Origin of the sequence: Herbaspirillum hiltneri N3 (assembly GCF_001267925.1) — a bacterium.
In the GTDB taxonomy this organism is placed as follows: Bacteria; Pseudomonadota; Gammaproteobacteria; order Burkholderiales; family Burkholderiaceae_D; genus Herbaspirillum; species Herbaspirillum hiltneri.
Genome location: NZ_CP011409.1, coordinates 4,236,498 through 4,252,255, shown reverse-complemented (window position 1 = coordinate 4,252,255; position 15,758 = coordinate 4,236,498). Strand labels below are relative to the sequence as shown.

Annotated in this window: 15 protein-coding genes and 1 pseudogene; 6 read left to right on the top strand and 10 right to left on the bottom strand. The window is 63.3% G+C overall.

All coding sequences use genetic code 11. From position 1 onward, the window contains the following. Nucleotides 1–23 precede the first annotated feature (23 nt). The 5 genes from F506_RS19255 to F506_RS19235 form a co-directional block, all read right to left on the bottom strand. Nucleotides 24–2,087 (bottom strand): 2Fe-2S iron-sulfur cluster-binding protein, encoded by a 2,064-nt coding sequence (locus F506_RS19255; protein WP_053200099.1) that lies wholly within the window; start codon nucleotides 2,085–2,087, stop codon nucleotides 24–26. A 22-nt stretch (nucleotides 2,088–2,109) separates the two neighbouring features. Next, the gene (locus F506_RS19250; protein WP_053200096.1) at nucleotides 2,110–2,721 is read right to left on the bottom strand and encodes a glutathione S-transferase family protein; all 612 of its coding nucleotides are present in this window, start codon (nucleotides 2,719–2,721) and stop codon (nucleotides 2,110–2,112) included. 110 nt (nucleotides 2,722–2,831) lie between these two features. Then, entirely contained in the window at nucleotides 2,832–3,734 is a 903-nt protein-coding gene (locus F506_RS19245; RefSeq protein WP_053200094.1) for a LysR family transcriptional regulator, read from the bottom strand. 71 nt (nucleotides 3,735–3,805) lie between these two features. Beyond that, nucleotides 3,806–5,026 (bottom strand): YbfB/YjiJ family MFS transporter, encoded by a 1,221-nt coding sequence (locus F506_RS19240; protein ID WP_053200092.1) that lies wholly within the window; start codon nucleotides 5,024–5,026, stop codon nucleotides 3,806–3,808. Between the two features lie 111 nt (nucleotides 5,027–5,137). After that, a complete protein-coding gene (locus F506_RS19235) occupies nucleotides 5,138–5,734 on the bottom strand; it encodes an HD-GYP domain-containing protein (protein WP_053201798.1) in 597 nt (198 codons plus the stop codon). A 104-nt stretch (nucleotides 5,735–5,838) separates the two neighbouring features. Between F506_RS19235 and F506_RS19230 the strand changes: the two genes are divergently transcribed. From F506_RS19230 to F506_RS19220, 3 genes are read left to right on the top strand one after another with little or no spacing between them, the layout of a single operon-like run. Beyond that, nucleotides 5,839–7,029, top strand: coding sequence for an MFS transporter (locus tag F506_RS19230; RefSeq protein WP_053200090.1), 1,191 nt, complete (start codon nucleotides 5,839–5,841; stop codon nucleotides 7,027–7,029). 27 nt (nucleotides 7,030–7,056) lie between these two features. Next, the gene (locus F506_RS19225) at nucleotides 7,057–7,509 is read left to right on the top strand and encodes an META domain-containing protein (protein WP_235471251.1); all 453 of its coding nucleotides are present in this window, start codon (nucleotides 7,057–7,059) and stop codon (nucleotides 7,507–7,509) included. A gap of 24 nt (nucleotides 7,510–7,533) precedes the next feature. Next, complete coding sequence (locus tag F506_RS19220; protein ID WP_053200087.1) at nucleotides 7,534–8,229, top strand: alpha/beta fold hydrolase; 696 nt, start codon at nucleotides 7,534–7,536, stop codon at nucleotides 8,227–8,229. Between the two features lie 220 nt (nucleotides 8,230–8,449). Here the strand turns inward: F506_RS19220 and F506_RS19215 are convergent, their stop codons facing one another. Next, nucleotides 8,450–8,716, bottom strand: coding sequence for a hypothetical protein (locus F506_RS19215; protein ID WP_053200085.1), 267 nt, complete (start codon nucleotides 8,714–8,716; stop codon nucleotides 8,450–8,452). Between the two features lie 148 nt (nucleotides 8,717–8,864). Next, nucleotides 8,865–9,836 carry an NAD(P)H-dependent flavin oxidoreductase gene (locus F506_RS19210; protein WP_053200083.1) on the bottom strand — a complete coding sequence of 324 codons (972 nt, stop codon included), beginning with the start codon at nucleotides 9,834–9,836 and terminating at the stop codon, nucleotides 8,865–8,867. Nucleotides 9,837–10,080: 244 nt separating this feature from the next. Between F506_RS19210 and F506_RS23755 the strand changes: the two genes are divergently transcribed. Both F506_RS23755 and F506_RS19205 read left to right on the top strand, forming a co-directional pair. After that, on the top strand, nucleotides 10,081–10,203 hold the full coding sequence (locus tag F506_RS23755; RefSeq protein WP_268762584.1) for a hypothetical protein: 123 nt from the start codon (nucleotides 10,081–10,083) through the stop codon (nucleotides 10,201–10,203). Nucleotides 10,204–10,321: 118 nt separating this feature from the next. Then, nucleotides 10,322–12,151 carry a methyl-accepting chemotaxis protein gene (locus F506_RS19205; RefSeq protein WP_083458062.1) on the top strand — a complete coding sequence of 610 codons (1,830 nt, stop codon included), beginning with the start codon at nucleotides 10,322–10,324 and terminating at the stop codon, nucleotides 12,149–12,151. Nucleotides 12,152–12,229: 78 nt separating this feature from the next. Here the strand turns inward: F506_RS19205 and F506_RS19200 are convergent, their stop codons facing one another. The 3 genes and pseudogenes from F506_RS19200 to F506_RS19190 form a co-directional block, all read right to left on the bottom strand. Next, on the bottom strand, nucleotides 12,230–13,138 hold the full coding sequence (locus F506_RS19200; RefSeq protein ID WP_053200081.1) for a hydroxymethylglutaryl-CoA lyase: 909 nt from the start codon (nucleotides 13,136–13,138) through the stop codon (nucleotides 12,230–12,232). A 75-nt stretch (nucleotides 13,139–13,213) separates the two neighbouring features. Continuing rightward, nucleotides 13,214–13,588: pseudogene (locus tag F506_RS19195) on the bottom strand (NAD(P)-dependent oxidoreductase); the annotation flags it as partial. Next, nucleotides 13,570–13,899 (bottom strand): MFS transporter, encoded by a 330-nt coding sequence (locus F506_RS19190; protein WP_456152201.1) that lies wholly within the window; start codon nucleotides 13,897–13,899, stop codon nucleotides 13,570–13,572. The pseudogene F506_RS19195 and the gene F506_RS19190, both read right to left, overlap by 19 nt. Nucleotides 13,900–14,432: 533 nt before the next feature. On the opposite strand from F506_RS19190, the gene F506_RS19185 reads away from it, so the two are divergent. Then, nucleotides 14,433–15,758, top strand: coding sequence for an ABC transporter substrate-binding protein (locus F506_RS19185; protein WP_083458060.1), 1,326 nt, complete (start codon nucleotides 14,433–14,435; stop codon nucleotides 15,756–15,758).

Sequence of the window (15,758 nt, the reverse complement as noted above, 5' to 3'; positions counted from 1 at the left end):
CGCACCTTGATGCTGCCCGGGGACTACAGTTCCAGGTGCAGCGTCGCGCAACCCTCGGCCGGCATCGCGCAGCAGGTCAAGGCTTCATCTTCCGCCACGGCGAAATCGGGCGTCTTCGCATAAGTCACTTCCCCTTGCAGCACGCGGGTCCGGCAGGTGCCGCAACGGCCGTCGCGGCAGCTTGATTCCGGATCAAGGCCGCGCTGTTCCGCCAGTTCCAGCAGGGATCCGCTCTCCGGCGTCCAGCGTGCTTCCTTGGCCGAGCGCATGAATACCACAGGTACCGCATGGGCCGCAGGCGGCGCCAACGGAACCCGCGCCGCCTGCTCGTCGACCTGGCGTTGCAGGCCGGACGGGCCGAATGCTTCCGCATGGATGCGCGCGTCGGTCACGTTCATGGCGCGCAAGCCGTCATACATTTGCTGCATGAATGCAGCCGGACCGCACAGATAAAAATCGTAATCGTCAAAGGGCAAGCTCTGCTTCAGCAAGGCGATGTCGATGCGTCCTGATACTTCGACATCCTGCTCATTCTGATCGGCCTGGCTCACTACTCGCACGTGGCGCACACCGCCCTTGCCGGCGCTGACCAGGGCGGCGATCTCTTCGCCGAAGGCCAGCCCGGTCTTGCTGTGCGCCGACTGGAACAGCCACACCGGCCGCTGGTAGCGCTTGCGCATGCCTTCATGGACCAGGTGACGCAGCATCGCCAGCATCGGCGTGACGCCGACGCCTGCGGCCAGCAGCACGGCGGGACGGCGCACCGAGGCATCGATGGTGAAGTTGCCGGCCGGCGCGCGCATTTCGATGATGTCGCCGACCTTGATCTTCGTGTGCAGATGGTCGGAGAACAATCCCTGGCGCTTGACGCTGATGCGCAGGAACGCGTCGGAGGGGGCGCTTGACAAGGTGTACTGGCGGATCTGCATGCCGCCCCCGGCAACCGGCAGCCTTACCGAGACATGCTGTCCCGCCATGACGGCCGGCATGCCGGCGCCGTCGTCCGGCAGCAGATGGAACGAGCGGATGGCCGCGCTTTCAGCAACGATCCTGCTGACGCGGAAGGGCCGCCATTGCGTGGCGAGTTCAGCCGCCTTCAGGCGGGCGGCGGCATCTTCCCAGCTGCCGGTGATCAGCGCGTTGGGCGAGGCGCCGGCAGGGACGTCGACCCATCGCAACGGCAAGGCGGCGGGCCGACGCACGATTTGTTGCGGCGTGAAGCGCCACATGCGTTCCGCACCCATGAAGGCAGCTACTTCGGGCGCATTGATGATGACTTCGGCGCGTCCGCTCAGTTGCAAGAGATCGCCGTTGCGGAAATCGACAAACACCAGGCCGGCGCGCGGATTCAGTAAAAAATTTCCCAGCGTGTTGAAGAACAGGTTGCCGGAGAAATCCGGAATCGTCAGCACGCCGTCGTCGTCGATGCGCACGAAACCGGGTTTGCCGCCGCGATGCGAGGCGTCGACCTGTTTCTTGCCATCGCGCACCACGTACGAAGCGACGTAGAACGAATCGGCCGCACGGATCATGGCGGCCGCGTCGGCGTCGAGCGCCGGCAGCTTGCTGACCGCACCGGCAGGCGCATCGGTGAATTCATATTGACGCAACTGGATATATTGCGGGCAGTTGCCGTAAGCCTGGGTCACGTCGATGTTGAAGCGCTCGTCCGATTGCCTGCTGACCAGGCCGTTCATGCGATTGCGGCGGCGGGTGTGCAGCTCGATGCCGAGCATGCCGACGCCGTCGCCGTCTTCCATGCCGGCGTCGGCGGGGTCGAGCGGATCGCGCGGGAGCTCGAGCGTGAGTTTCTCGGCGGTGTCGGCGTGCATGAAGCCGGGCCGGGCGGCACGCAAGGTGGCCCACACTTCGCCTGCCGTATCGACGGCGCCCAGGATCACGAACGGTAACTGCGCATAAAACTCGCGATGCTGGTCAGGCATCCAGGCCCGCGACATCTGGTTGCGGCCGGGGCCCACCATGCGTTCGACGGCGCCGACACTGCGCTGCATGGTCAGCTCGCCTTCATGCCAGGGGGAGGCGGAGGGCGCGATTGATGTAGCTTGGGTCGGCTGTGTCGAAGTCATGACGGTGCTCCTCTGCTATACGTTATGCGGCCAGGCCGACGGCGGTTTTCTGGAATGCGACGAAGCCCGGCAGCGCTTCGATCCGCGTCAGCCATTGGCGGGTGTGCGGATAGGCGCTCAGGTCGACGTTGCCTTCGGGGGCGCTGGAGATATACGAGTACAGCGCAATGTCGGCGATGGTGGCTTGCTCCGCCGCCAGCCATGTGCGTGTCGACAGTTCCTGCTCGACCAGCGTCAGGATGGCGTGGGCGCGGCGGATCGCATCCTCGGCATCGATCGGCGCGCCGAACACGGTGACCAGGCGCGCGGCAGCCGGGCCGCGGGCGATCTCACCGGCGGCTACCGACAACCAGCGTTGCACGGCAGCGGCGATGGTCGGATTTTCCGGCAGCCAGTCGGTGCGTCCGAGCGACTTGGCCAGGTAAACCAGGATGGCGTTGGAATCGCTGACGACGGTGTCGCCGTCTTGCAGCACGGGAACCTGGCCGAAGCGGTTGAGCTTGAGCAGTTCAGGGGATTTTTGCTCGCCCTTTTTCAGGTCGACCAGCACCAGTTCATGTTGCGCGCCCAGCAACGAGAGGAACAGGCGGGCACGATGCGAATGGCCTGACAGGGGATGGTAGTAGAGTTTCATGGCAGCTCCAGGTGGTGTGTTGAGGAGTTGCCAGTGTTGCTGATAACGCAGATGAAGAGAATCGCCGCCAGGGACAATGGACTATTCCCGGTTTGAGAATAATGCGGGGCTTAATCCATTCCTGACCGCTTCCTGCGCAGTTCCCCGACGGCAAGATCGAGGAAGGCGCGCACCTTGCGCGCGGCATGGCGGCCTTCATGCTGCACCACATGCACCGGCAGCGTCGGTGTTTCATGCTCGCGCAACACCTCCACCAGCCGGCCGTCCGACAGCTGCGCCGCCACCATGTAGGACAGCACCCGCGTGATGCCGAAGCCGTCGAGCGCAGCGATGATCGCTTCATCGTTCGACATGACCGTCATGCGCGGCTGCACGCGCACGATGGTGCTCGTATCGCCTTTGGTGAAGCGCCAGTCCGGCGAGGTCGCGACGCCGTTGGAGGACACGATCACGTGCTGCCTGAGATCGTCCGGTGTTTGCGGCGTGCCGTGCTCGCGCAGATAAGAGGGCGAAGCGCACACTACGCGCCGCACCGTGCCGACGGGGATCGCCTGATAGCTGGAGTCGGCCAGCTGGCCGATGCGGATTGCCACGTCGATGCCCTCGTCCATCAGGTTGATGATACGGTCGGAAAAACGGCATTCGACTTCGGCTTCGGGATAGCGCCGCAGGTACTCCACCACGATCGGCGTGACGTACATGCGGCCGAACATGGCTGACGCCGTGACCACCAGGCGACCGCGCACCGCGCCGTGGGCGCCGGCTGCCAGGTCCTCCATTTCGGTGATGTCGGCCAGCACGCGGCGGCAGTCATCGGCGTAGCGCGCACCGACGTCGGTGACGCGCACGATGCGCGTGGTGCGCGTCAGCAGCCGCACGCCGATGGCTGCTTCCAGATCACCCACGGCGCGCGTGACCACGGGCGGCGAGATCTTCATCTTGCGTGCGGCCGCGGCGAATCCGCCTTCATCGACCACCGCGAGGAAAATCGCCATCGACTCAAGTCGGTCCATATCGTTCCTGTTTTTCGTAAAGGCTGATCGTGGTGTCAGGGTATCCGGATTATGCCCGACATCAGCGGTGCTTAATTCTTCCGCAGATGCAGTGGCCGCTGACGCCACGCCAGCAGCGCCCCGATCAGCAATGCCAGCGCTGAAAACAGCAGGCCTTGCTGCAGGCCGCCGCTGCGGTCGGCGATCCAGCCGACGATGCTGGGGCCGACGATCTGGCCCGCCGCGAACACGATCGTGAAGGCGCTGATGCCGAGCGACCAGCTGGCCGGTGGCAGGTTGTGGCGCACCAGCGCGGTGGTCGACGCCACCGCCGACAGGAATACGCCGCCGAACAGCAAGCCAGAGATGAACACCGCCGCCGGCGCCGCCGTCACGGCCGGCAACAGCGTCGCCACGCTCAGCAACGCATTGAGGATGGCAAGTGATTCACCGCCTTTGAACTTGTCCAGCATGCCGGCCCACAATCGCGAGGACGCCATCACGGCGAGTCCGAGCAGCGTGTAGAACAGCGTGATCATCGACGCCGACATGCCCTGCTCCTTGAGCAGCGCAATCACGAAAGTCATGTAGCCGATGTAGCCCAGCCCGAACATGAAGTAACTGGTCAGCCCGAAGCTCAGCGTGCGCATCCGGAAGCGTCCCGCACCATGGGTCTGCGGCGGCAGCGCCGGAATGCGCAGCGCCGGCGGCGCCATGAAAGCAGTCGCGACCAGGCTCAGCAGTCCCATCGCCAGCCACGCCCACTGCCAGCTATGGGCGACGCCATGCGCGGTAGCGGCGGCCATGGTGGCCGGCACCAGCCAGGCCGACGCGACGATGCCGATGCCGCTGCCACCGTAGAACAGGCCCAGCAGAAATCCCGCGCGTCGAGGGTGCAGCGCCGCCAGGCGGCTGATCAGGATGCCGCCGGAAATGAAGATGAAGGCGCTCACCGCGCCGGTCACGATGCGCAGCGCCAGCAGCGTCGCGGTATCGATGAACAGCCCCGACAGAATGATGAAGAAGGCTGTCGCCAGTGCGCCACCGATCAGCATCTTGTGCGTGCCGAAGCGGCGCATCAGCGGCGGTGTGATGAGTGCGCCGAGCAGGTAGCCGAGGGCATTGCCGGTGTTCATGCCGCCTGCGATCAGGTAGGGCCAGCCGAGGTCGGTGCGCATCGGCGACAGCAGCAGCGCATAGGAAAAGCGCGCCACGCCGAGCGCGATGGCGGTGCCCAGCGACAGGGCGAGGGCGGTCAGCAACGGATGGCGCACGATGAAATCCCGCTCGGCGGCGGCGATCGGTTCTGGCATGAGATTGTCTCTTGGATATCGCGGCTGCCCTGCTGGAGCGCCGCTGTAAGTATTGTTGTAGTGCCGCGCGTCCGTGCTGCCGCGGCGATGCCAAGAGTGTAGCGGAACTTGTCAGTGTTCGTTGGCGCAGAGTTGCAGGCAGGCGTCGACTGCCGCCGGGTCCAGCCTGATGCCGCGCAGGCGGCTGATTTCTTGCAGCGCGGCGGGCATGCCGAGGCTCTTGCGGTAGGGGCGGTCTTCGGACATCGACTCGACGATATCGGCGACGGTGAGGATGCGCGACTCCAGCAGAATATCGTCGCCGCGCAGGCCGCGCGGATAGCCGGAGCCGTCTATATATTCATGGTGCGCATGGACGATGTCGGCGACCGGCAGCGAGAAGTCGATGCGGTTGAGCACCTCGTAGCTGGTCTGCGCGTGGGTCTTGATCAAGTCGAATTCGGCCTCGCTGAGCTTGCCCGGCTTGTTGAGGATATCCAGCGGGATATTGATTTTGCCGATGTCGTGCACGCGTGCGGCCATATGCAATGCCTGCAGGCGCGGCGCATCGAGTTCCAGGCGGCGGCCGATCTGCAGCGCCAGCGCGGCGACGCGGTCTTCGTGCAGCGGGGTGTAATTGTCGATCAGGTGTTGCAGGGCGAGCAGCGCGTCGAGGGCCTGGGTCTGGAGGGTATGGATTGTTTGTATCGGGTCGGCGAGGTCGGGCATGCAAAAAAATGAAACGGCTGCGAGGGTGAATGGAATGAACATCATCGGCACATGCGGGATGCGAGATAATGGCAGCCGACGCAGTTTATTCCTCTCTGGATTGCATGACAACCGACCTGACCCTGGATTCGACTCCTGATTCGACCGCCGATGCGAATGCCGGCACGTCCACATGGCGTGCTCGCTGGCGGCGCAGCGCCATTCCGTTTTTCTTTTTCATGCTGGGATTGTTGTACGCCAGCTGGGCGGCGCGTATTCCGTCGATCCGCGACAACCTGCAGCTCGATGCGGCCACGCTGAGCATCGTGCTGCTGTGCGGCGGTCTCGGCGCGGTCGGCTCGTTTCCGCTGGCGGCCTGGCTCAACGCGCACTACGGTCCGCGCCGTACCACGTGGTATGCAGGGCTGGTGCTGCTGCTGACCTTGCCGGCGCTGGGCATTGCGCCCAACCTGGCGCTGCTGATGCTGTTCAGCGCGATCTACGGCGCCGCCTCGAGCTGCTTCGACGTCGCCATCAATGCGCTCGGCGCCGTGGCGGAGAAACAGGCCGGGCGTTCCATCATGTCGCTGCTGCATGCATGGTTCTGCGTCGGCACTTTCAGCGGCGCCTTGCTGGGCAGCGCCGTGGCCGCACTTGAGGTGACGCCGGTCTGGCATTTCCTCGCGCTGGGAGTATTGTTCCTGCTGCCGCTGCGGCTGGGTTACAAGGCCATGCCCAACGACCGGCCGGAGCCGAGCGCGGACAAGAAGATCTTTGCGATCCCGCACGGCCATCTGGTGGCGCTCGGCCTGATCGGATTCTGCGGCGCGATCGTCGAGGGATCGATTGCAGACTGGAGCGGTCTGTACATGAAGGACCACATGCGCGCCGGCGACGGCGGTGCGCCGCTGGCGTATGCCGGGTTCGCCGGCATGATGCTGCTGGCGCGGCTGGTGGGCGACCGCCTCAAGGAGCGCTGGGGCGCGCGCAAGGTGGTCGGTTTCGGTGCGCTGCTGGCGGCGGTGGGCGTGTTCATCGCGGTGGCGGCGCTCAATATTCCGATGGCCATCGGCGGTTTCGCGATTGCCGGCACCGGCGTGGCGATGGTGTTCCCGTTCGTGTTCAGCGCGGCCGGACGGCATGGCGCCATTGCGCTGGCCGGCGTCGCCACGCTCAGTTACAGCGGCGGCCTGATCGGACCGCCGGTGGTCGGTTTCCTGGCGCACGGCTTCGGCCTGCAAGCGGGCCTGGCGTTCATCGGCACGCTGTGCATCGCGGTGGCGCTGGCGGCCAGCCGGGCCAAATGGCTGGAATGATTTTCTACCTTGAAGAGGGCATCGATCATGAAACGATATCTTGCAATGATGGCGGCGCTGTTCGGACTGGCAGGCTGCGCTTCGCAACCGAGCGGCAATGACGGCGCCGCACTGACCAGCGTACGCTGGGAACTGACCAGCTGGCCGGGCCATGAGATTCCGCGCGGCGGCGAGGGCAGTGCGCCGGTGATCCTGAGCTTCCAGGATGACGGCGCCCGCGCCAGCGTCAGCGGGCGGGCCTGGTGCAATCCGTTTACCGCGCCGTACGTACTGCGCGACGGCGGTCGCCTGACCATCGGGCATGCCGCCGCAACCCGCATGGCCTGTCCCGGCAAGGCGATGGAGTTCGAGGCGGTCTTCCTCGACTGGTTGCAGGCGCTGGAACGCTACAAGATCACCGGCCGCACGCTCGAGCTGTTTGCCGCAGACGGCGACGTCATGACCCTGCAGGCGCGCGAAAAAACGGCAACACAAAAATAATCTGATTGGGAAGAGAACAACAATATGCGCGATCTGGTTTTTCTACCGGGCTTCATGCTCAACGCGTCCTTGTGGGATGACATGTGCGGCGACCTGGCCACGCTCGGCACACTGCATTTCGGCGACCTCGGCCAGGACAGTTCCCTGGACGCGATGGCCGAACGCGTGCTGGCCAACGCGCCGGAAAAATTCGTGCTGTTCGGATTTTCGATGGGCGGCTTCGTGGCCCAGGCAATCACGCTGAAAGCACCCGGGCGGGTGCTCGGCCTGGGTTTGCTGAACACCTCTTCGCGTCCGCAAAGCGCGCAGGAATCGGCCTCGACGCTGGCGCAGATCGCGCTGGCGGAAAAGGCGCCGTTCAAAGGCCTGACCTCGCGTGCGCTGGCGTCATCGATGCATCCCGACCGCGCCGGCGACACCGCGTTGCTGCAGCGCCTGCAAGCGATGGCGCTGCAAAACGGCAAGGAAGTTTTCCTGCGCCAGCTGTCGACGCTGCGCGACGGCAGCTATGCCGACCTGCATCGCATCTCCTGTCCGGCGCTGATCGTGGCAAGCGATGCCGATCGCTTGCGCACGGTGGAGGAATCGGAAGAAATGGCGCGGCGCATTCCGGCTGCGCATATTGAGATCGTGCGCGATTGCGGCCACATGACTCCGATGGAAAAGCCGCAGGAATTGTTCGCCATCATTCGCGAGTGGATGACGGCGTCGAGGCTCTGACGAAGTCCACGGCCGTCGCTGATGCCGCGATGGCGGCAGAACTGCGCCGCCCAAATGCAATACGCCGCTGATGGGCGGCGTATTGTATGACTGGTGTACGGCTGGTCCGGCAACGCCGCTTGCGGCCGTGTGCTCAGGCGCCTGTCGGCCTTTGAATCGTCTCTTGATTTTCTGTCAATGCGCGCTGTCCCGCGCCGCTGAGTACGTTCGTCTGCGATGATCAATGCGACTTGTCGAACGGGTCGTCCTTGCGCGGTGCTTCGCTGGCGCGTTTGCCGGCGCCCTTGTTGATCTCGTCGAGACCGCCGCTGCCGCGCAGATCGGTGTCCACCTGGCCTTCGCGGATGTCCTGATAGGCGCGCCGCATCTCCTTCTGCTCGACGTCGCTGCGCTGGCTGTCGCCGGACTGGTCTTGCTCATGGGGCAGACGCGCCTTGTTTTCCGGCTTCGGGTGGCGATCTTTTCTGGTGCGGAGAAAGCTGGTCATAAAATCCTCACGTTGTAGGGTGTTTGAGACCGTACGACATACAAGCGCGTGAGAAGTGCCGCGAGTTACAAACTCATTTGCAAATAGCGGCGTTGTCCGACAGAAGCCGTCTGTCGGAGCTGCTTCGGACCACCTCCGGATGACCGGTTTACAGCGCCAGGCGTCGGCGCGCAGCCACGTATTCGGCTTCCAGGCGATCCACCATTTCAGCCACGGTCGGCACATCGTCCATCAGGCCGACCGCCTGGCCGGCGCCCCAGATGTCGCGCCAGGCCTTGGCCTTGGTGTCGCCGCCCGAGCCGAAGTTCATCTTGGTTTTGTCCGCTTCGGGCAGGTTTTCCGGATCGAGGCCGGCGTTGACGATGGACTTCTTCAGGTAGTTGCCGTGCACGCCGGTGAACAGGTTGGTGTAGACCACGTCGGCCGCGGTCGAGTCGACGATCGCCTGGCGATATTCGTCGCTGACGTTGGCTTCCCGGGTCGCCAGCCAGCGCGAACCGATGTAGGCGATGTCGGCGCCCATGGCCTGCGCCGACACGATGGCGTCGCCGGTGGCGATGGCGCCCGACAGGATCAGCGGCCCCTTGAAGAACTTGCGCACCTCGCCCACCAGTGCGAACGGCGACAGCGCGCCGGCATGGCCGCCGGCGCCGGCGGCCACCAGGATCAGGCCGTCGACGCCGGCTTCCAGCGCCTTCTGCGCGTGGCGGATCGAGATGACGTCATGCAACACGATGCCGCCGTAGCTGTGGATGGCGTCGAGCATTTCCTTCGGCGGCGCGCGCAGGCTGGAAATGATGATCGGCACGCGATGTTTCACGCAGACTTCCACATCGTGGGCAAGGCGGTCGTTGGACTGGTGCACGATCTGGTTGACCGCGATCGGGCCGATGACGGCGTCGGGATGCGCCGCCTGGTGGGCCGCCAATTCCGTCTGCAATTGGGTCAGCCAGACATCGAGCTGCTCGGCGGGACGCGCATTCAGGGCGGGGAAGGAGCCGACGATGCCCGCCTTGCACTGCGCCGCCACCAGCGCCGGACTGCTGGCGATGAACATCGGTGAAGCAATGACGGGCAGGCGCAGGTTCTGCAGCACGGCTGGGAGGGCGGAAGTGGGCATGGCGGCGTCTCATCGTTGTAGGTAATCGGCAGATTATAAAATATAAAATCTTACGACCGTGCTTTTTATGTTGTTGCATAGAATATTTTTTACTTCCGCCTGGACATATTGTTTTGTAAACATGTTATGTTTTCCACAAGCCAGTCGAAGACAGTTCTACGCATCCGTACGCCACACCTACTTGCAGGTGCGTAGCAGTGCCGTTCTGGCCTACAAAAAGGTAATCTTTTTCCGAGGGGGATATATGGATACCTTCCTGATCGTGGCCGCCATTGCCGGCGGACTCGTCGTCGCGGCGACCGTTCACAGTCGCTACCTGCATGCACGTCTCCGGCACGTGCGCACTCGCAGTCGCTACAAGCACTGACGCTTTTCATCTGATCGCCATCTGACACGTGGCGCCGTCTTGCACGGCGCCACGCTGCCTTCACACGTCCCTATCCTTTGATGCGGGCGGAATCTCTTACGGAAATAGGGGAACGGCAATGCGTAAACTGTTCACGCTCAAGCGGAGTTTTTTCTTTTTCTTCATCATCCTGGCGGTGCTATCGCTGCTGATGTTCGGCGCATTGCAGATGATCTTGCGAGCGCAGCACGAAATCGAAAGAGCCGGCGACTCGCGTTATGAGTCCTACAAACTGGCCAATGAAGTGCGCAGCAACTCCGAACACCTGACTCAGTCCGTGCGCAGCTACGTCGTCACCGGAGATCCGCGCTACGAGAGCATCTATTGGGATATCGTCGCCGTCAGCAGCGGCAAGAAAGCACGCCCCGACGGCCGCACCGTATCGATGACCGATCTCATGAAACAAGCCGGTTTCACCGACCAGGAATTCGCCAAGCTCAACGAAGCGCAGTCGCTCTCGACTGCGCTGATCAAGACCGAAGAAATCGCCATGCACGCCGTCAAGGGCGAGTATGACGACGGCTCCGGGAAGTTCGCGAAGAAGGATGCTCCGGACCTGGAAAAGGCGCGCAAGCTGGTGCACGACGACGTCTATGAAAAGAACGCCGCCTCCATCATGCGCCCGATCAATGAATTTCAAAAGCTGATGGACCAACGCACCGGCAACGAACTCGACAAGGCGCGCCGCGACGGCAGCATCGCCTACGCCGTCGGATTGGCCATGCTGGCCCTGATGGTGGTGGTCTCGGTGGCCGTGCTGTATGCGCTGTACGTACTGATCAAGAAGCAGCTCGACCAGAGTCTCGCGGTTGCCGAACGGCTCGCCACCGGCGACCTCACCGCCGAACTCAAGGTGGAGCGCGACGACGAAATCGGCCGCCTGATGGGCGCCATCAACGGCATCGGACAGGGACTGGCGGGCGTGGTCGGCAATGTACGCACCGGCACCGAAACCATCAATGTCGCGTCGAAAGAAATCGCCACCGGCAATGCCGACCTGTCCAATCGCACCGAATCGCAGGCCTCCAGCCTGGAAGAAACCGCCAGCTCGATGGAAGAACTCACCTCGACCGTGCGCCAGAACGCCGACAACGCGCGCCAGGCCAACTCGCTGGTGACCTCGGCGTCGGAACTCGCCGTCAAGGGCGGCAAAGTGGTCGGCGACGTCGTACACACCATGGGATCGATCAAGGAGAGTTCCAGCAAGATCGTCGACATCATCAGCGTGATCGACGGCATAGCGTTCCAGACCAATATCCTGGCATTGAATGCGGCAGTGGAAGCCGCGCGCGCCGGCGAGCAGGGCCGCGGTTTTGCCGTGGTGGCCTCCGAAGTGCGCAGCCTGGCGCAGCGCTCGGCGTCCGCCGCGAAAGAGATCAAGCAACTGATCAGCGACTCGGTCGGCAAGGTCGACGCCGGCGGCAAGCTGGTCGACGAAGCCGGTTCGACCATGAACGAGATCGTGACCTCGGTCAAGCATGTGGCCGACATCATGGGCGAGATCACCGCCGCCAGTCAGGAACAAAGCACCGGCATCGAGGAAGTCAATCGCGCCATCACCCAGATGGACGAGATTACGCAGCAGAACGCCGCGCTGGTTGAACAAGCTGCGGCCGCCGCCGAAAGCCTGCAGGAGCAGGCCGACTTGCTGGCGCAGGCGGTCAGCGTCTTCAAGTTGTCCGGCAGCGAGCATGGCCGCCCCGCACAGCCGGCCAGGCATGCCGCGCCTGCAGCGACGTCTCCTGCAGCGCGCAAAGTCACGCCGGCGCCCGTGGCCAAACCTGCGAAAGCGCCGGCAGCAGCGCCGAAGCTGGCGCAAAGCAAAGCCGCATCGGCACCAGCATCGGCAGGCGCTCTCAAGCCTGCCGCCGCCGGCGCCGATGACGGCAATTCATGGGAAGAGTTCTGAAGCAACGGCATGAAAAAACGGCATGGTCGCTACACGACCATGCCGTTTTTTCACGACCAAAAACCAAGGCGCGCGTGACTATCCCAGGCGCTTCGCCGCAATAGCATTGCCGGCGCGGCTGACAGCCTTGCGCCCGAGGTGCTGCGAAATGAACTGGCCGGCATCGACCACGATGTCGAGGTCGATGCCGGTCTCGATGCCGAGGCCCTGCATCATGTACAGCACGTCTTCCGACGCGACGTTGCCGGTCGCGCCCTTGGCGTAAGGGCAGCCGCCCAGTCCGGCCACGGATGAATGGTAAATCGTGATGCCGACTTCCAGGCTGGCGTAGATATTCGCCAGCGCCTGGCCGTAGGTATCATGGAAATGTCCCGACAAGCCGTCGATGTTGAACTCCCGGATGGCGGCCTGCATCACCGGCGCCACCTTGTTTGGCGTGGCAACGCCGATGGTGTCGGCAATGTCGATTTCATCGCAGCCGAGATCGCGGAAGCGGCCCACCACGTCCGATACCGACGACAGCGGGACTTCGCCCTGATACGGACAGCCGAAGGCGCAGCTGACTGCAGCGCGCAAGCGGATATTGTTCTGCTTGGCCGCCAGCGCGACTTCGCGGAACCGCTCGATCGATTCGGCGATGGAGCAATTGATGTTCTTTTGCGAGAACGCCTCCGAGGCCGCACCGAAAATCACGACCTCGTCCGCACCGGCTTCCAGCGCAGCCTCGAAGCCTTTCATGTTGGGCGTCAGCGCCGAATAGATCACCCCCGGCTTGCGCGCGATCCCGCGCATCACTTCGCCCGAGGTCGCCATTTGCGGCACCCATTTCGGCGACACGAACGAGGCGGCTTCGACGTTGACGAAGCCGGCCGAGGTCAGGCGATTGACCAGCTCGATCTTCAGTTCGGCGGAGATGGTTTCCTTCTCGTTCTGCAAGCCGTCGCGCGGACCGACTTCAACGATTTTGACTTTCTTGGGCAAGCTCATGGGTGTCTCCTTTACCTATGCTCTGGGTAGTTTTTGATGATATCAGGTTGAGTTTTCTGCGTCGGCCGCCGCCGCTCAATACCCCTTGCTGCGATCGACCAGTCCGACCACCGCCTCACCGCGTTGCAAGGCGACGATCTTCTCGGCGATCTGGCGGGCCGCCTCGCTGCGAACGGTCAATGCGGAAATATGCGGCGTGACGGCAATGCGCGGATCGGTCCAGAACGGATGCTGCGGTGGCAAAGGCTCTTCCTGGAATACGTCCAGCGTGGCGCCGGCGATCTGGCCGCTTTCCAGCAAGGGCGGGAGATCGGCTTCGACCAGATGGCCGCCGCGCGCCAGGTTGATCAGGTAGGCGCCACGCGGCAACTGCGACAGGGTCTCGCGATTGAGGATGCCGGCGGTGTCGGGCGTGAGCGGCAGCATGCAGATCAGTACGCGCGCGCCGCGCCGTCGGCGCCCATCTTGTCGCGCACCACGGCGCGCGGGATCACCATGCCGGAACTGCCGCCCAGGCCCTGGAAGAAACGCAGCACCAGCAGCGTTTCAATGTTGGGGGCAAACGTACAGCCGATCGAGGACAGCACATACAGGCAGATACCGAAATACAAAGGCGGCTTGCGGCCGAAGCGATCGCTGATCGGGCCGTAGAACATCTGTCCCAGCGCCAGCCCGCTCAGGAAAGTCGACAGCGTCAGCTGGATGGTGCTGCTGGCCACGCCGAGGTCTTTGGCGATGAAGGAAAAACTGGGCAGGTACATGTCGATCGACAAGGCGCCCATCGCCGTCAGCGCGGCCATCAGGATCAACCAGCCGGGAAGACGTTTGCCCTGAAAAGGCGAAGAATCTGTTTGCATGAGGAAAGTACAAAAGTCCGAATCCGGCCGATGGCTTATTGATGGCCTTGTTGATGGCCGGCATAAGAAGACAAGGCTGGGAACGATCGGAACATGAGAGGAGAAGCGTGGCGCGCAGGAAAACGCGCATGCCGCATTATACCGGCTGACGGGTATTCCTTCAGGCGACGATTGCGGTACGGCAATGCGGCAACACCAGACACGCGATACATTCCGGATTGGTACCGCGCGATCCTGGCACGACCGGCAGTTACGGCTCTCGCAATCTTTTTTTTGATGATCACTCAACATTCATTCAGCAATTAACCAAAAAGATGGCACACTGATCATCGACAATAATTCACATGAGATGCCGTCAGAATTGCTTGTTTGACCGACACTCTCGTACTACTCAGAATGTTTTGAGCCGTATCTTTGGGGAAGCTTCAGGAAGATTCATGAGTGAGGGAAGAATAACAAGAATCGCCGCGCGGGCCATGTTCCCTGTCACCCGGTTGCTTCCTGCTTTCCTGCTGTGCTTGCTGGGGGCGTGCGGACAGGATGCCGACACGGTCTCTTCCGGACCAACCCCGCTGGGGCAAACGCAGATCACGGCACTGGTGTGGGCGCCCGACTGGCCCGACGAGATGCATCGCATCGCCAACGAATTCCATCGCGCCCATCCGAACATCAGCGTCGATGTGCAATTCATGATCGGCAATTCAGTCGAAGAAAACCTCAAGCCCAAGATCGCCACCCGCAATTTGCCCGACCTGGTCTCGGTCAATCCCAACGCCTACAGCGCCGAGCTGGCGGAACAGGGCATATTGACCGATCTCGGCGAGACTGCGGCCTGGAACAACATGCTGGAATCGCTCAAACCCGACTGGACCAGCCGGCACGGCAAGCGCTTCGGCATTTCCGGCGGCGTTGCGGCGACGCTGATCTACTACAACAAGGCAATGTTCCGACGCGCCGGCATCGCCGCACCGCCGACCAGCTTCGAAGAATTCCTGGCGGCCTGCGCCGCACTCAGGAAAGCCGGCTTCACGCCGATGGTCTGGACCGGCGCCTTTCCCAACACGCTGGCCAACGGGCCGTTCAGTTTCGGCTTCGCCAACGGCGTGGCGGCGCACCATCCGCGCGATTGGAAACAGCGTATCGCCGACGGCAGCCTCGACCTCGCCAACGGCGACGCCGTCGACATCTTCGCCCGGATCAAGCTGATCGCCGACAAGGGGTACCTGCAGCGCGGCTTCATGAACACCAGCTATGACGAAGGCATACGGCTGTTCGCCGACGGCAAGGCGGCGATGGCGTTCCAGGGGACGTGGTCGTCGGGCGCGCTGATGCACGGCAAGGATTTCGACACCGGCGTGTTCGTGCCGCCCTGGAACGCGCGCGGCAAGACAGTGGTGCCGGTGGTCGGCAGCGAGACCGGTTTCGCCGTGTGCGACACGCCGCGCAAGAAGGCGGCGTTGCAGTTCCTCGAGTTCATCTACGGCAAGGGATTTGCGATCCAGCAGAACAAGCGCCAGAACATCCCGCCGCTCAAGCAGGTCAGCGGCAAGGTGGTGAGCGACCCGCTGATCGTCGACTACGTCCGTCAGGTGACGCAGGCGCCGCTGACGGCGCCGCTTTATTACTCTTACCTGCCGACCAATACCATCGAGTTGCTGCATCCGCTGCTGCAATCGGTCCTGTTCGGCAAGACCTCGCCACGGCAGGCGGCGCTGACGCTCGACAGGTCGATCCGCCATGAAGCGCGCACGGAGAACAAGTAA

Bases quoted from the DNA above. Each gene is read 5' to 3' on its own strand.
- F506_RS19255 (WP_053200099.1), bottom strand. From the start codon at position 2,087: ATGACTTCGACACAGCCGACCCAAGCTACATCAATCGCGCCCTCCGCC.
- F506_RS19250 (WP_053200096.1), bottom strand. From the start codon at position 2,721: ATGAAACTCTACTACCATCCCCTGTCAGGCCATTCGCATCGTGCCCGC.
- F506_RS19245 (WP_053200094.1), bottom strand. From the start codon at position 3,734: ATGGACCGACTTGAGTCGATGGCGATTTTCCTCGCGGTGGTCGATGAA.
- F506_RS19240 (WP_053200092.1), bottom strand. From the start codon at position 5,026: ATGCCAGAACCGATCGCCGCCGCCGAGCGGGATTTCATCGTGCGCCAT.
- F506_RS19235 (WP_053201798.1), bottom strand. From the start codon at position 5,734: ATGCCCGACCTCGCCGACCCGATACAAACAATCCATACCCTCCAGACC.
- F506_RS19230 (WP_053200090.1), top strand. From the start codon at position 5,839: ATGACAACCGACCTGACCCTGGATTCGACTCCTGATTCGACCGCCGAT.
- F506_RS19225 (WP_235471251.1), top strand. From the start codon at position 7,057: ATGAAACGATATCTTGCAATGATGGCGGCGCTGTTCGGACTGGCAGGC.
- F506_RS19220 (WP_053200087.1), top strand. From the start codon at position 7,534: ATGCGCGATCTGGTTTTTCTACCGGGCTTCATGCTCAACGCGTCCTTG.
- F506_RS19215 (WP_053200085.1), bottom strand. From the start codon at position 8,716: ATGACCAGCTTTCTCCGCACCAGAAAAGATCGCCACCCGAAGCCGGAA.
- F506_RS19210 (WP_053200083.1), bottom strand. From the start codon at position 9,836: ATGCCCACTTCCGCCCTCCCAGCCGTGCTGCAGAACCTGCGCCTGCCC.
- F506_RS23755 (WP_268762584.1), top strand. From the start codon at position 10,081: ATGGATACCTTCCTGATCGTGGCCGCCATTGCCGGCGGACTCGTCGTC.
- F506_RS19205 (WP_083458062.1), top strand. From the start codon at position 10,322: ATGCGTAAACTGTTCACGCTCAAGCGGAGTTTTTTCTTTTTCTTCATC.
- F506_RS19200 (WP_053200081.1), bottom strand. From the start codon at position 13,138: ATGAGCTTGCCCAAGAAAGTCAAAATCGTTGAAGTCGGTCCGCGCGAC.
- F506_RS19190 (WP_456152201.1), bottom strand. From the start codon at position 13,899: ATGTACCTGCCCAGTTTTTCCTTCATCGCCAAAGACCTCGGCGTGGCC.
- F506_RS19185 (WP_083458060.1), top strand. From the start codon at position 14,433: ATGAGTGAGGGAAGAATAACAAGAATCGCCGCGCGGGCCATGTTCCCT.